A 14585-nucleotide genomic window follows, 5' to 3' on the forward strand; every position below is an offset into this window, starting at 1 on the left:
CTGGGGGCGTGCGAGGTGGGCATGCTGCGGGCGCTGCTCGAGGCGGGCATCGTGCCCGACCTGGTGGTCGGGACCTCGGTCGGGGCCGTGAACGGCGCCGTCGTGGCCGCGTCGCCGACCGTGGCGGCGGTCGAGGGGCTGGCCGACCTGTGGGGGCAGGTCCGGGTGTTCTCCGGTTCGCTGATCGGCCGGATGAACCGGGTCGCGCGCAGCCGCACCCACCTGTACTCCGCGGAGCCGCTGCGCCGCCTGCTGGAGGAGCACCTGCCCGCGGGAACGAGCCGCATCGAGGAGCTGCCGGTGCGCTTCCAGTGCGTGGCCGCCGGCATCGAGCGGGCGGCGGAGCACTGGTTCACCCAGGGGCCGCTGGTCGAGGCGGTGCTCGCCTCGTGCGCGGTGCCGGGGCTCTTCCCGCCGGTGGCGGTGGACGGTGAGCACTTCCTCGACGGCGGGCTCGCCAACAGCATCCCGGTCGGACGCGCCGTCGCGCTGGGCGCCCGCCGGGTCTTCGTGCTCCAGGTGGGCCGGATCGAAGAGCCGCTGGCCGTGCCGAGGCAGCCCTGGGAGGTGGCGTCGGTGGCCTTCGAGATCGCGCGCAGGAACCGCTTCGCCCGGGACATGGAGGACCTGCCGCCCGGCGTCGAGGTGCACGTGCTGCCGACCGGGGGGTCGCTGGGACGGGTGGGGGCGAGGGGACAGCTGCGCTACCGCGACTTCGCCCTGTCCGCCCTGCGCATCGACCGCGCCCATCAGGCGTCGGCCGCCTACCTCGCCGATCGCGGCCTGGCCGGGTGAGCGCGGTGCCGCCCCGCGCGGCCGCGCGGCTGCGCACCTGCGCGCGTCGCCTGGTTTCCGTGCCGCTCGCGGTCGTCCTCGCGTCGCTGGCCCTGGTCGCGGTGCTCGTCGCCGCGCTGGTCGCGCCGTTCGCGGCGGTGGCCGGGCGCCCGTGGCGGTCGCTGCGCTTCGCCGCGTTCCTGCTCTGCTACGCCTGCGTCGACCTGGCCGGGGTCGTGGCCGCCGCCTGGTTCTGGGTCCGCTGCCTGCGGCCCGTGCCCGGGCGGTCGAGGGCGGAGCGGTTGCAGGCGCACAGCTACGAGGTGCTGGCCCGGCTGCTGGATCGGCTCTATTGGGTGGCCGGGCCGGTCTTCGGCCTGCGGCTCGAGGTCGACCCGGCCGTGCCCCCGCCGGGGCGGGCCGGGGCCGCGCCGCTGCTGGTGTTCGCCCGGCACGCGGGCCCCGGCGACTCCTTCCTGCTGGTGCGCATGCTGCTGTGCGAGGCGGGGCTGCGTCCCCAACTGGTGCTCAAGCGGTTCCTTCGCTGGGACCCGTGCCTGGACGTGCTGGTCGGCCGCACCCCGCACGTCTTCGTCCCGCCGCAGCGCACTGACCGCACGGCCGAGCACACCGTGGACGCCATCGCCGCGCTCGGCACCGGGCTGGGGCCGGGGGAGGCCGTGGTGATCTTCCCCGAGGGCGGCAACTTCACCCGGCGGCGGCGTGCCCGAGCGATCTCCTGGCTGCGCCGCCACGGGGAGAGGCGCCGCGCCGCCCGGGCCGAGCGCCGCCGACACGTGCTCCCGCCCCGCCTGGACGGACCGCTGGCTCTGCTCACCTCGGCCGTCCCGGCGGCGGACGTCGTCTTCGTCGCCCACACCGGACTGGACGGCATGGACACGGCCTCGCGCGTCTGGCGTGGCGTCCCGCTGCGCGCGCCGGTCGCCGCGACGTGGTGGCGGGTGCCCGGCGCCGAGGTCCCCGCCGGGCGGGCGGCCGCGGAGGAGTGGCTGGAGCGGCAGTGGTCCCGGGTCGACGCCTGGATCGCCGAACGCTCCGGGCGGGCGTCGCCGCTGGGCCGGTGATCCTGGCCGGGGCGTCTCAGCCCTCGCCGGCCTCGGCGCCGCCCTCGGCGAAGGGGCCCTCGTCGACGAAGCGTCGCAGGCAGCGGGCGAAGACCTCGGCGTCCGCCTCGGGCCAGGAGGCGAGTGACTGCTCGACGCGGGCGGCGAGACGCTGCCGAGTGACCTGGATCAGCTCGCGTCCCTCGTCCGTGACGGCCAGCAGGGTGGCGCGGCCGTCGGCGGGGTCCGGCTCGCGCCGCAGCAGTCCGGCGCGTTCCAGGCGGTCGGCGCGGCGGGTCACGGTGGTGCGGTCCAGTTCCACAGCGCGCCCGAGGTCGGCCGCGCTGCACGGGCCGGTCCTGGTCAGGCCGCTGAGGATCGGGTAGGTGAGTTCGTCCAGCGCCTCGCCCAGACCCTCGGTCAGGTGGGCGTAGAGGCGGGCGCGGGTGGTGCGGCGCAGGAGCGTGCCGAGCGCGTCGGCGATCTCGTGGCCCGGCGTCTTCTGGCCCGGCTGGCCCGGCGGGCCCGGCGTCTTCGTCACGGGTCCAGTTTAGCGTGCGCGACGCACGCTTCTGCTGGTACGGTTCAGATGCGTGCTTGAAGCACGCATCTCTCTCGAACGAACCGGAGGAGTCCCATGTCCACCACCGACATCCGCACCGCCCTGACCGACCTGCTCTTCACCCCGGGGCTCTCCCTGGACGAGGCCGCGGACCGGCACTTCGCCCCCGACTACCGCCAGCGGACCGACGGCGAGTGGGCCGACCGCCCGCAGTTCCTCGCCCACATCGCCCATCTGCGCGACGTCGTCGCCCACGGCTCGGTCCAGGTGGACGACGAACTGGTCCAGGGCGACCGCTATGCCGACCGCCACACGGTGGACGTCACCAAGAAGGACGGGTCCACCGTTCGGATGGAGGTCTACGTGTTCGCCGAGTTCGCCCCCGACGGCCGGTTCCGCCGGATCGAGGAGACCACCCTCCTGCTCCAGGGCGGCGCCGACGACCGCACCCTCGGCAGCGCCCGCTGAGACGAGGCCGAGGGCCCTGGCGGCCCGTCATCACCCGCCCGGACGGGGCGGCTTGGGGAAGGCCGAGGGGGCGGCGCGCCGCCACCCTCGACCTTCCCGGCCGAAGCTAAGAAGCGACATATCGTCATGAAGCGGTCATTAACCGACGAATACGATGATCCCCTCTTGGAGGCACCCCCATGCGCACAGGCCCCCGACGGCTCGGCACGGCCGTCGCCACCGCCCTGGCCACTCTCACGGCGCTCGTCGCCACCGCACCGGCGACGTCCGCCGCGACCGGCGTCGGTGACGCCAAGGACGCCGGCAGCTCCCACGCCGTCTTCGTCCAGACCAACGACCCCTCGGGCAACCAGATCGTCGCCTACCACCGCGAGTGGAACGGCCGGCTCGTCCGGACCGGCGCCTTCGACACCGGCGGCAAGGGCGGCCAGCTGCAGGGCTCGGTCGCGGACCACCTGGCCTCCCAGGGGGCGCTGACCTACGACTCCGCCCACGGCCTGCTCTTCGCCGTCAACGCGGGAAGCAACACCGTGTCGGTCTTCTCCGTGCGCGGCGACCGTCTGGAGCTGCGTCAGGTCGTCGGCTCCGGCGGCCGGTTCCCCGTCAGCGTGACGGTCCACTGCGACACGGTCTACGTGCTCAACGCCCTGGACGGCGGCTCGGTCCAGGGCTACACCCTGGACGGCGACCACCTGCGCAAGCACGGCGACTGGCGTCGCCGCCTCGGTCTGGACCCGCACGCCACCCCGCAGTTCACCAACACCCCCGGGCAGGTCGGCTTCACCGCCGACGGCTCCCAGCTCGTCGTCACGACCAAGGCCAACGGGAACAACGTCGAGGTCTTCGGCGTCGCGCCCTCCGGGGCCCCGTCCGCGCACCCGCGGACGACCAACTTCCCCGGCGCGGTCCCCTTCGGCTTCGTCCCCAACGGGCCGCACGGCGTCTTCCTGACCGAGGCCGGGCCCAACGCGCTGGCCACCGTCGACATCCACCGCGACGGCACCGCCGAGCAGGTCGCCTTCGCCGCCACCGGCCAGCAGGCCACCTGCTGGGTCGTCGCCATCGGCGACCTGCTGTACACCTCGAACGCCGGCAGCAACTCGGTCAGCGGCTTCCGCGCGAGCGACCGGGGCCGGCACCTCACCGCCCTCGGCAACGCGAGCACGGACCCCGGCACCATCGACGCGGCCGCGTCCGTCGGCGGCCGGTTCCTCTACGTCCTCACCGGGGTCAACGGCATCGTCGACGAGTTCTCCGTCGCCCACGACGGGACCCTGCACCGGATCGGCTCCGCCGTCGTGCCGCACGGCGCCGGGAGCGAGGGCATCGTCGCGCTCTGACCCGTGCGGGAGGCCTGCCGACGGGCTCCGACGCCGTCGGCAGGCCGTCCCGCCTGTGGGCCAGCAGACTGGAAGGGCTGTTCCGGAACCACGCGACAGTCCTGGGTGGTGAGCCATGGCTGAGGCCGCCGACACGGTGCGTACCGTGATCATGACGGTGGACGACGACCCCGCGGTCTCCCGCGCGGTCGCCCGTGACCTGCGCCGACGCTACGGCGGCGCGTACCGGGTGGTCCGCGCCGAGTCCGGTGCGGACGCGCTGGACGCGCTGCGCGAGCTGAAGCTGCGCGGCGCGCCGGTCGCGGTGATCCTCGCCGACTACCGGATGCCGCAGATGAACGGGATCGAGCTGCTGGAGGAGGCGCTCGACCTGTTCCCCACCGCCCGGCGGGTGCTGCTCACCGCCTACGCCGACACCAGCGCGGCGATCGACGCCATCAACGTCGTCGACCTCGACCACTACCTGCTCAAGCCCTGGGAGCCGCCCGAGGAGAAGCTGTATCCGGTGGTCGACGACCTGCTGGAGTCCTGGCGCGCGACCGACGGCCGGGGCGTGAACGTCACCAAGGTGGTCGGCCACCGCTGGTCCGCGCGCTCCTCGCAGATCCGCGAGTTCCTCGCACGCAACCAGGTGCCCTACCGGTGGTACTCCGTCGAGGAGCCGGAGGGCGCCCGGCTGCTGGCGGCCGCCGGACAGGACGTGCGGCGGTTGCCGCTGGTGGTGACCCCCGACGGCGGCACGCTCGCCGAGCCCGAGGAACGCGAACTGGCCGCCGCCGTCGGCCTCTCCGTCACCCCCGCGGCCGACTTCTACGACCTGGTCATCGTCGGCGGCGGACCGGCCGGCCTGGGCGCGGCCGTCTACGGCGCGTCTGAGGGCCTGCGCACCGTCCTCATCGAGCGCGAGGCGACCGGCGGCCAGGCGGGGCAGAGCTCCCGCATCGAGAACTACCTGGGCTTCCCCGACGGCGTCTCCGGCGCGCAGCTGACCGACCGGGCCCGCCGCCAGGCCGCGAAATTCGGCGCGGAACTGCTCACCGCGGCCAAGGTCACCGGCCTGGAGGTGCACGGGGCCGCCCGCACGCTGCGCTTCGCCGACGGCTCCGCCGTCTCCGCGCACGCGGTGATCCTGGCGACGGGCGTGTCCTACCGGCAGCTGGACGCGCCGGGCGTCGCGGAGCTGACCGGGAGCGGCGTCTACTACGGCTCGGCGCTGACCGAGGCGGCCGCCTGCGCCGGGCAGGACGTGTACATCGTCGGCGGCGCGAACTCGGCCGGACAGGCCGCGATGTTCCTCTCCCGCCGGGCGCGGAGCGTCACGCTGCTGGTCCGGGCGTCGCAGCTGGCCGCGTCCATGTCGTACTACCTGCTCCAGCGGGTCGAGGAGGCGCCCGAGATCTCCGTGCGCACGGACACGGTCGTCGAGGCCGTCCACGGCAAGGAGCACCTGGAAGGGCTGACCCTGCGCAACCGGGCGACCGGCGCGTCCGAGACCGTCGACGCGCAGTGGATGTACGTCTTCATCGGCGCCGCCCCGCTGACCGACTGGCTGGGCGCCACGGTGCTCCGCGACTCCCGCGGCTTCGTGCTGACCGGCCCCGACCTGACCGCCGACGGACGCCCGCCCGCGGGCTGGGAGTTGGACCGGCCGCCCTACCACCTGGAGACCAGCGTGCCGGGGGTCTTCGCCGCCGGGGACGTGCGCGCCGAGTCCGCCAAGCGGGTCGCCTCCGCGGTCGGCGAGGGCGCCATGGCCGTCATGCTCGCCCACCGCTACCTGGAGCAGTCATGACAGTGAGCCCGGCGCGGTGCGACGAGCAGGAGCTGCGGTCGCTGTTCCTGTTCGAGAAGCTGACGCCCGAGCAGCTGACCCAGCTGTGCCGCGACGGCCACGTCGAGTGGTTCGATCCGGGCCCCGTCTACCGCGAGGGCGATCCGGCGACGAGCCTCTACGTGCTGTTCCAGGGGACCGTGGTGCTCTCGCGCCGCGTCGGCGAGCAGGAGGTGGACGTCACCCGCACCTCCGCGGCCGGCGTGTACGCCGGGGCGTTCCAGGCCTACCTCGGCGAGCAGGTGCCGCAGGTGTACAACAACTCGCTGCGGGTGACCGAGCGCTCCCGGTTCTTCGTGCTGCCCGCCGAGGCGTTCGCCGAGATCATGCGCAGCTGGTTCCCGATGGCGGTCCATCTGCTGGAGGGCCTGTTCTTCGGCATCAAGAACGCGCAGGAGGCGATCGGCCAGCGCGAGCGGCTGCTGGCCCTCGGCTCGGTGACGGCCGGGCTCACCCACGAGCTCAACAACCCCGCGGCCGCCGCCGTCCGCGCCGCCGCGGCGCTGCGCGAGCGCATCGCGCGGGTGCGCCGCGCCTACGGCGAGCTCGCGGCCGAGCCGCACGCCGCCGAGGAGCTGGCCCGCCTGAACGACCTCCAGGACCTGACCCTGGCCGAGATCGGGAAGGCCGCGCCGCTCGGCCCGCTCCAGGCGGCGGACGCGGAGGACGAGATCGGGGACTGGCTGGCGGAGCACGACCTCCCGGACGACGGGCAGCTCGCGCCCGTCCTGGTCCAGGCGGGTCTGGGCACCGACTGGCTGGAACGGATCACGGACTCGCTGCCCCGCGACGCCCTCGGCAACACGCTGAACTGGCTGGGCTGCACCGTCGAGGCGGACCTGCTGCTGGGCGAGATCGAGGACGCCGCCCACCGCATCTCCGCACTGGTCGGCGCAGCCAAGCAGTACACGCAGCTGGACCGGGCCCCGTACCAGACCGTCGACGTGCACGAGCTGCTGGACAGCACGCTGCTGCTGCTCGCCGCCAAGATCGGCCCCGACATCACCGTCGTGCGCGCGTACGACCGCACGCTGCCCCGCGTCCCCGGCTACCCTGCCGAGCTGAACCAGGTGTGGACCAACCTGATCGACAACGCCGCCTGGGCCATGCGCGGCGACGGCGCGGGTTCCGGCACGCTCACCGTCCGGACCGCACGCGACGGGGACCAGGTGCTGGTCGAGTTCCGCGACACCGGCCCCGGCGTGCCCGCCGACGTGCAGAGCCGGGTCTTCGACCCGTTCTTCACCACCAAGCCCGTCGGGGAGGGCACCGGGCTGGGGCTGGACATCTCCTGGCGCATCGTCGTCACCCGGCACGGCGGTGACCTGCGGCTGGAGTCCGTGCCCGGCGACACCCGCTTCCAGGTCCGCCTCCCGATCGACCCCGCAGATCCCGACAGGCCCGATCCCGACAAGCCCGATCCGCACAGACCGGAGGAGTCCTCATGAGCACCGAGAACGCGATCGACCCGACCGTGCCGCCGAGCGGCGCCGGCTGCGCGGAGTGCGACGCGGCCGGCGGCTGGTGGCTGCACCTGCGTCGTTGCGCGGGCTGCGGCCACATCGGCTGTTGCGACGACTCGCCCGCCAAGCACGCCACCGCGCACGCCAGGGCGACCGGGCATCCGGTGATCCGCAGCTTCGAGCCGGGCGAGAGCTGGTTCTGGAACTACGACACCGAGGAGTTCTACGAGTCCGGCCCGCGGCTGGCACCGCCCGAGAACCACCCCGAGGACCAGCCCGTCCCCGGCCCGGCCGGGCGGGTGCCGGCGGACTGGCGGGAGCACGTGGGGTAGCCGCCCCGGTCCCGCGGCAGGCGGCTCACCGGGCGGCGGTGGGCGGCGGCAGCCGCAGGCCCGCCAGGTCCGGCGGCACGGGGGAGTCCGGCCGGAAGAACGACGGCGCCGACTCCCCGTCCGCGGCGGTGGCCGGGGCGTCGGTGAGCCGGAAGCGGTCCCGCAGCCGTCCGTAGAAGTCTGTCGGGTGGAGCCGGATCAGCCGGATGCGCTGCCGGGCGCGGTAGACGCCGATCCAGTCACCCGGATCGAGCACCCCGCGCAGCTGGCCGTCGATGCTGACCGCCGCGCGGCCGGAGTGCGGCAGCATGCGCAGCGCGACCGGTTCGTCGGGCGCCGCGACGACGCTGCGGTTGAAGGTCATGTGGGCGGCGATCGGGGTGAACACGACGGCGTCCATGTGCGGGGAGAGCACCGGGCCCCCGGCCGCGAAGGAGTAGGCGGTCGAGCCGGTGGGAGTGGCGACCACGAGCGCGTCTGCCGAGTAGGCGGCCAGCAGTCGGCCGGAGACGTAGACGCCGGCGCTGACCTGGCGGTCGCGCGCGAGCTTCTCCACCACGACGTCGTTCAGGGCGTGGACGTCCAGGGCCACGCCCCAGCCGTCGCCCACCGTGCTCTCCGGCCGCACGTGGGGCGGCGGCAGGGCGGGGCCGCGGCCGAAGCAGAGGAAGGACTCCAGCTCCGCCGGGATCTCCGGCAGCCGGGAGGCCCGCATGGTCAGCGTCATGCGCTCCTCCACCACGGCGTCGCCGGTCTGCACGGCGTCGAGCGCCTCGGTCACGTCGCGGACCGGGACCTCGGTCAGGAAGCCGACCTTGCCCAGGTCCACGCCGAGCACGCTGGCCCCGGTCTTCACGGCGATCCGGGCGCCGCGCAGGAACGTGCCGTCCCCGCCCAGGGTGACGACCAGGTCGGGATCGCCGGCCGCGCGGGCCTCCTCACGGGCCGACCGGCGCTGGTGGTCCTGCGACCACACGTCGACGTCGGTGCAGGGGATGCCGTGCGCGTCGCACCAGGCGTGCACGGCGCGGGCGGCGTCCACGGCGGCGGCGCGACCCTGATGGACGACCAGACCGACGCGCTGCACGGGCATGGGGAACCTCGTCCGTCGGGGCGGTTGGCTTTTCCAGTTCCGGCTCTTCCCGTTCCATGGTGGGGCCTCGCCCGGCGGTCGGCCCGCCGGAGCCGCCGGTGCGTCCCCGCGCGGGAACGTGCGGCGGATGCGGCACGCCGACCCCGGCGTGCCACACCCGCCGGGCCTCACCGCCGCGCGGCGGCCAGGTAGGGCTCCAGCGAGAGCAGTTCGTCCTCGCCGGGCTGGATGACGCCGCAGCTGTTCTCCGGCACCGCGTTCCAGGCTCCGGCGAGGTCGCCGAGCGGCTCGGAGACCACCACCCGGGTCTCCGGCGGCAGGGCGGCCAGCACGGGCACGTCGGGGTGCAGCCGGGCCAGTGTCTCCGGTGAGGTGCTGAAGAACAGGCTGCGCGACCGGCTCTCGGTCGAGTAGCGGAACACCCACACCCGCACGCCGTCGCTCGTCGCCACCGTCATCTGCAGCGCGTTGGCGACGCCGTGCTTCTCGGCGGTCGTCTCGACCTGGCTGATCATCCGGGCGACCGCCGCGAACGGCTCGTCCTCCAGGCCGAAGGTCAGGGCCAGGTGGAACATCAGCTCGGAGTCGGTGGAGCCCTGGATGTCCGGCATGAGCGCCGGATCCACCGCCAGCAGCAGGTCGCGCTTCAACTCGTGGAACCCTGCGATCGCGCCGTTGTGCATCCACAGCCACCGCCCGTGCCGGAACGGGTGGCAGTTGGTCTGCTGCACCGGCGTCCCCGTGGAGGCGCGGATGTGGGCGAAGAACAGCGGCGAACGGACGTGGCCGGCCAGGTCCTTCAGGTTCATGTCGCCCCAGGCCGGTCCGGTGGAGCGGAACAGCGCGGGCGTGACCACGCCGTCCGCGCCCGTGGCCGCGGCTCCGGGAAAGGTCAGCGCGGGCGAGACCGGTTCGGAGTACCAGCCGACGCCGACACCGTCGCCGTTGAGGGTCTCCACCCCCATGCGCGCGTGCCTGCTCTGGTCGATCAGCGAGTGCTCGGGCCTGTAGAGCAGCGCCTCAAGCAGGATCGGCGCACCGTAGTAGGCAAGCCATCGACACATTCTCCCCAGACTCCTTCCCGGGACGGGGCGGCCGCGTAGCGGGCTCGCACGACGAGGCCGAGGCCGGGGGCGAGCCCAATCCGACGGTACGAGCGCTCTCCCGCAGCGCGGATCACCTGCCCGGGGTGATCCGGATGCTCCGTGCGGCGGACCGCCGGTCACCCCCGGCGGGTGATCCGGAACCGGCCGCACGCGATCTACCTTCGGGTCAGGCAACCAGCTCACTGACGGCCGCCACCAGCGGCGATCGGGAGGGCCCATGGCGTCACAGGCATGCTCCAACGGTCCTCGCAGCGGGTTCGCCCCGGCGGACCGTACGACGGGCGGCAGGGAATGACCCAAGTGACGCCTGGCCGGACCCGGAGCGGTCCGGCGATGATGAACGATGTGAGCCGCTACGACGAGGCTGTGCTCCCCGAAGCCGGACGTGCGCCGCGGCTGGGGGTGGAGGAGGAGTTCCTGCTGCTCGACCCGGTCAGCGGCGGACTGCTCGCGCGCGCCTCCCAGGTGCGCACCAGCTCCCAGGTGCACCTCGCGCTGGGCCTCGACGAGGTGCAGCACGAGTTGCTGCTGGCGCAGCTGGAGACCGCCACGCCGGTCTGCGAGAGCCTGCCGGAACTGGGCGGGCACCTGCTGCGGCTGCGGCACACCCTCTCCGAGGTGGCCACGGGGGAGGGGTGCGTCCTGGCCGCCTGCGCGGCCTCCCCGTTCGCCGACGTCGAGTGGCCGGTGCCGATCACGGACAACCCGCGCTACCAGCGGATGCACGAGGAGGCGCCGCTGCTGACGGACGAGCAGCTCATCAACGGCCTGCATGTCCACGTCGAGGTCTGCGACGAGGAGGCCCGGGTGGACGCCCTGAACCGGGTGCGTCCGTGGCTGCCGTTCCTGGTCGCGCTGTCGGCCAGCTCGCCGCTGTGGCGCGGCGCCGACACCGGCTTCGCCAGCTGGCGCTACCTGGTCAGCCACCGCTGGCCGGTCAGCGGGGTCCCGCCGCGCTTCGAGGACGCCGCCGACTACCGCCGCCGGGCCCACGACCTGGTCGAGCGGGGCATGGTGGCCGACATCGGACAGCTGTACTGGCTGGTCAGGGCCTCGGCGAAGTACCCGACCCTGGAGGTGCGCGCCTGCGACGTGCAGATGCGGGCCGACGAGGCGGTGCTGCTGGCCGGGTTGGTCCGCGCGGTGATCATGACCGTGCTCGCCGAGGCGGAGGCGGGACTGCCCGTCCCCGCCCCGCCTCCCGAGACGCTCGACGCCGCCGTCTGGCACGCCGCCAGGCACGGCCTCACCGGCGACGTCCACGACCCCTGCGACCTGCGGCCGCGTCCGGCGGCGAAGGTCGTCCGCGACGCCCTCGACCACCTCGAACCGGCCCTGCGCCGGTCCGGCGACCACCGCTATGTCCGCACCCTCGCCGACCGCGTCCTCCACGAGGGCAACGGCGCCATCCGCCTCCGCCGCGTCCTCGACGAACACGGCTGGCGTGCTGTCCTCAGCTACCTCCGGGACCAGACCCAGAGCCTGTGACCGGGGAGCCTGCGGTCAGGAATGCCGATCGACGGTCCGTACGCCAACCGGTAGGCTTTTGCATGGGCATGTAAGAAGTTGCGCGCGCCGGGGGGATGCCGACGTGATACGGATCAGTCTGTCGACGGCGGACCTGGAGCGGACACAGGTCGCCGACGCGCCCGATTTCGGGCAGGAGCTCGCACAGGGCGGGGACCAACTGGCTGGTCGGGCGCCCAGCCGCAGGCTCGCGGCGTGGCGGTCGGAGGTCGCCCGCGGTTGGAACCCGGGCCTCAGCGGGTTGTTCGACCTGTATGCCAGCGTCTACATTCCGCCGTTCACCGATCAGGTCGACCCGACGGCTCCGGCGGGGATCGACCCCGAGTGGCCGCCGGCCACGGCTCATCTGCGGGACCTGGCCCGGTCCGGGGCCCTGACCGCGTTCACCCGCGCGCTCGCCGACGGTCACCCGGGTGCGGTGGGCGCGCTGGACCGCATCCTCGCCGGCTTCCGCGGCGTGGGCCTGGATCCCTACCGTCGCGGGATCACCTCCGCCGTCGCCACCGCCTCAGCCGCGGCGGGCGTCCGCGCCGCACTGGGCGGCGCCGGGGAGATGCTGAACTCCTTGCATCCGTCCATCCGCTGGGACGGCCGGAGGCTGTGTCTGAACACCGTCGTCGACGCGGAGGAGTCACTCGAAGGGCGGCCCCTGGTCTTCCAGCCCACAGCGTTGGCCGGCCGCATCTCGTTCGATCCGCGGGCGGACTCGGTGACGGTCGTCTACCCGGCCACCCTCGGCGCCGTCACGCGCGACCCCGGGCTCCACGTCCCGTCCCGGGCCCTGGTGTCGCTGCTGGGCGCGACCAGGGCCGCGGCGCTGGTGGCCGTGGTCAGGACGCCGGCGCTGACCACCGGAGGGCTCGCGGCGGCCCTCGGCGTCTCCGCCGCGGCCGCCTCGCGACACGCCTCCGTCCTGCGCGAGTCAGGCCTGATCGCCACGGTCCGCACGGGGCAGAGCGTCCACCACGCCCCGACCCGGCTCGGCTCGGACCTGGCGCACGGATCGACCGCCGACGACCGGCAGCCGGCCTGAGCCGGGCCCAGGTCGCCGCCGGTCGCGGCGTGCCGTCAGGGGCCGGGAGCGGCCGCGGACTAGGCTCCGGAGGAAGGCCCGGGGGAGCACGGAGGGTGGAACGGCGACGGTGCGACGCGCGCGTCTGGTGAGGACGCTGACCTTCTGGCTCCGGCCTGCGTTCGCCCTTCGTGTCGTCAGCCGCTTCCAGCGGATCGTGGGTTTCGACCGGGCCATCGCGCTGGCGTCCAGCGCGTTCACGGCCCTGATCCCGATGGCGCTGCTGGTGGCCTCGATCCTCGGCAGGCTCGGCAAGGAGGACGTCGCGGAGAGCATCGTCCGGCGCTACGGCCTGACGGGCGGAGGGGCCGACGCGGTCAGGGCGCTGTTCTCCTTCGACACCGGGCCGGGCGAGAGCCTGGGCGTCCTCGGCTCGCTGTTCCTCCTGGTCTCGGCGCTGAGCTTCACCCGCGCGGCCCAGCGGCTCTTCGAGCAGACCTGGGAGCTGCCGGCCTTGAGCGTGCGCAACACGCTCAACGGGCTGCGCTGGCTGCTGGGGCTCGTCGTGTTCGCCCTCGCCTCGGGGTGGCTCCACGCCCTCCTCAGCGGCAGGCGGGTGCAGGTGCTGGCGACCGTTTGCGAGGTGCCGCTGACGAGCGCGTTCCTGGTCTGGAGCGGATGGCTGCTCACCGCCCGGCGCAGGCCGTGGCGGGACATGATCCCGTTCGGGGTGATCGGGGGTCTGCTGTCCGCACTGTACGCCGTCGGCTCCGCGGTCTACCTGCCCCGCCTGTTCAGCTCCTACGCCACCCGTTACGGGCCTCTGGGCGCCGTCTTCGCCCTGATCGCCGCGCTGTTCGGCGCGATGCTGACGCTCGTCGGCTCCGATGCGGTGGGGCGGGAGGTCAGCGACGAGCTCGGCCGGATCCGCCGGGGCGAGGCGCCGCCGGACGACGAGATCCGCCGGGAGTGGGCCACCGTGGTCGACCAGACGCGGGAACGCTGGCAGACCGCGCGCGAGGACCTGGCGCGCCGACGCGCGCGCCGGTCGGACCGGCGCGCGAACCGCAAGGCCAGGCGCGAGTCGAAGCGTGAGTCGAGACGGGACCAGAAGCGGGACTCGAACCGGGACTCGAAGGGCGACTGAGGCTCGACCGAGGCGGCGCTGAAGCGTTGTCAGGCGGCGCGGGGCCGCGGCGCGGCGCGCCGCCGCGCCATCCGCACCACGATCGCGAGCAGCACGTCGAGCAGCCCCATGAGGATCAGCCAGACGCCCAGCAGGCGGGTCAGCACGACGGCGCTCTGGACGGGGGAGCTGAGCAGGACCACCCCGGCGGCCACGCCGAGGGCGCCGAGGCCGAAGATCCAACCCCGGTGCGGGATCGGGCGGTCGACGGCCACGTAGACGGTGACGATGCCCGCGATCAGCCAGTAGACGCCGACCAGGATCGTGATCGCCCCCACGGTCTCCAACTGGTGCCGCAGGACCAGCACGCCCGCGAGCACGGCCAGCAGGGCCACCAGCACCTGGAGCGCGCGACTGCTGTCGGCGGGGTCGCGCTGACCAAAGGCCCGGATGAACCGGATCACGCCGTAGAGCAGCAGCTGGATGCCGATGACGATGGCGACGACGCGCACGGTCGCGTGCGGCCAGGCGAGCAGGATGACGCCCGCGACCAGGGTGATGATCCCGCTGACGAGCCACCAGGTCCAGGAGACGCCGATGTCGCCGAGCAGGTCGCCGGGGTCCTTCTCCGAGGGCGGCGCGGGGGCCGAGTAACTGGACATGACCGGTGCCCGTGTTCAGCCGCTCAGCAGCTTGGCCTTGGCGGCGGCGAACTCGGCGTCGTCGAGCAGGCCTTGCTGGCGAAGGGCGCCGAGGCGCTCCAGCGCCTCGATCGTGTCTCCGGGCCCGCTGCCGCCGCCGGCCGCGGTCTCGGCGGGCGGGGCGGGTGCCGCCGGAGGGGGCGCTGCCTCGGCCTGCGCCGCCTCCGCGCGCGCCTGCTGCCGCTC

At 74.0% G+C, this 14585-nt stretch carries 15 protein-coding genes; 10 read left to right on the plus strand and 5 right to left on the minus strand.

Annotation, left to right across the window (positions count from 1 at the left end; genetic code table 11):
* The coding region (locus TR48_RS02810; protein WP_063770886.1) for a patatin-like phospholipase family protein at positions 1-795 on the plus strand (795 nt) is incomplete at its 5' end.
* Positions 792-1859, plus strand: a complete 1068-nt coding sequence (locus tag TR48_RS02815) for a 1-acyl-sn-glycerol-3-phosphate acyltransferase (protein ID WP_052442356.1) — start codon at positions 792-794, stop codon at positions 1857-1859. The genes TR48_RS02810 and TR48_RS02815, both read left to right, overlap by 4 nt.
* 16 nt (positions 1860-1875) lie before the next feature.
* On the opposite strand, the gene TR48_RS02820 is transcribed toward TR48_RS02815, so the two are convergent.
* Complete coding sequence (locus tag TR48_RS02820) at positions 1876-2379, minus strand: MarR family winged helix-turn-helix transcriptional regulator (protein ID WP_042364154.1); 504 nt, start codon at positions 2377-2379, stop codon at positions 1876-1878.
* A gap of 96 nt (positions 2380-2475) precedes the next feature.
* Between TR48_RS02820 and TR48_RS02825 the strand changes: the two genes are divergently transcribed.
* The 5 genes from TR48_RS02825 to TR48_RS02845 all read left to right on the plus strand — a co-directional run bounded on the left by TR48_RS02825 (position 2476) and on the right by TR48_RS02845 (position 7834).
* Positions 2476-2868, plus strand: coding sequence for a nuclear transport factor 2 family protein (locus tag TR48_RS02825; protein WP_042364155.1), 393 nt, complete (start codon positions 2476-2478; stop codon positions 2866-2868).
* Positions 2869-3047: 179 nt separating this feature from the next.
* Entirely contained in the window at positions 3048-4208 is a 1161-nt protein-coding gene (locus tag TR48_RS02830) for a lactonase family protein (protein WP_042364156.1), read from the plus strand.
* Between the two features lie 115 nt (positions 4209-4323).
* Entirely contained in the window at positions 4324-6000 is a 1677-nt protein-coding gene (locus tag TR48_RS02835) for an NAD(P)/FAD-dependent oxidoreductase (protein WP_042364157.1), read from the plus strand.
* Entirely contained in the window at positions 5997-7487 is a 1491-nt protein-coding gene (locus TR48_RS02840) for an ATP-binding protein (RefSeq protein ID WP_042364158.1), read from the plus strand. The genes TR48_RS02835 and TR48_RS02840 overlap by 4 nt, the downstream gene beginning before the upstream one ends.
* Positions 7484-7834: a UBP-type zinc finger domain-containing protein gene (locus tag TR48_RS02845; RefSeq protein WP_042364159.1), complete on the plus strand. Its 351-nt coding sequence runs from the start codon at positions 7484-7486 to the stop codon at positions 7832-7834. Before TR48_RS02840 ends, TR48_RS02845 begins: the two co-directional genes overlap by 4 nt.
* 25 nt (positions 7835-7859) lie before the next feature.
* Here the strand turns inward: TR48_RS02845 and TR48_RS02850 are convergent, their stop codons facing one another.
* On the minus strand, positions 7860-8927 hold the full coding sequence (locus TR48_RS02850) for an NAD(+)/NADH kinase (RefSeq protein ID WP_042364160.1): 1068 nt from the start codon (positions 8925-8927) through the stop codon (positions 7860-7862).
* A gap of 167 nt (positions 8928-9094) precedes the next feature.
* A complete protein-coding gene (locus TR48_RS02855; RefSeq protein ID WP_042364161.1) occupies positions 9095-9991 on the minus strand; it encodes a class II glutamine amidotransferase in 897 nt (298 codons plus the stop codon).
* 387 nt (positions 9992-10378) lie between these two features.
* On the opposite strand from TR48_RS02855, the gene TR48_RS02860 reads away from it, so the two are divergent.
* From TR48_RS02860 to TR48_RS02870, 3 genes are all read left to right on the plus strand, one after another.
* On the plus strand, positions 10379-11521 hold the full coding sequence (locus TR48_RS02860) for a carboxylate-amine ligase (RefSeq protein ID WP_236651979.1): 1143 nt from the start codon (positions 10379-10381) through the stop codon (positions 11519-11521).
* A gap of 103 nt (positions 11522-11624) precedes the next feature.
* Entirely contained in the window at positions 11625-12593 is a 969-nt protein-coding gene (locus TR48_RS44870) for an ArsR family transcriptional regulator (protein ID WP_052442357.1), read from the plus strand.
* A 109-nt stretch (positions 12594-12702) separates the two neighbouring features.
* On the plus strand, positions 12703-13719 hold the full coding sequence (locus tag TR48_RS02870) for a YihY/virulence factor BrkB family protein (RefSeq protein ID WP_236651980.1): 1017 nt from the start codon (positions 12703-12705) through the stop codon (positions 13717-13719).
* A gap of 29 nt (positions 13720-13748) precedes the next feature.
* Here the strand turns inward: TR48_RS02870 and TR48_RS02875 are convergent, their stop codons facing one another.
* Both TR48_RS02875 and TR48_RS44875 read right to left on the minus strand, forming a co-directional pair.
* The gene (locus TR48_RS02875; RefSeq protein WP_042364162.1) at positions 13749-14360 is read right to left on the minus strand and encodes an HdeD family acid-resistance protein; all 612 of its coding nucleotides are present in this window, start codon (positions 14358-14360) and stop codon (positions 13749-13751) included.
* 15 nt (positions 14361-14375) lie between these two features.
* Positions 14376-14585: SHOCT domain-containing protein (locus TR48_RS44875; RefSeq protein WP_042364163.1), on the minus strand; the 210-nt coding region annotated here is incomplete at its 5' end.

This window comes from Streptacidiphilus neutrinimicus, assembly GCF_000787815.1.
Lineage (GTDB): Bacteria > Actinomycetota > Actinomycetes > Streptomycetales > Streptomycetaceae > Streptacidiphilus > Streptacidiphilus neutrinimicus.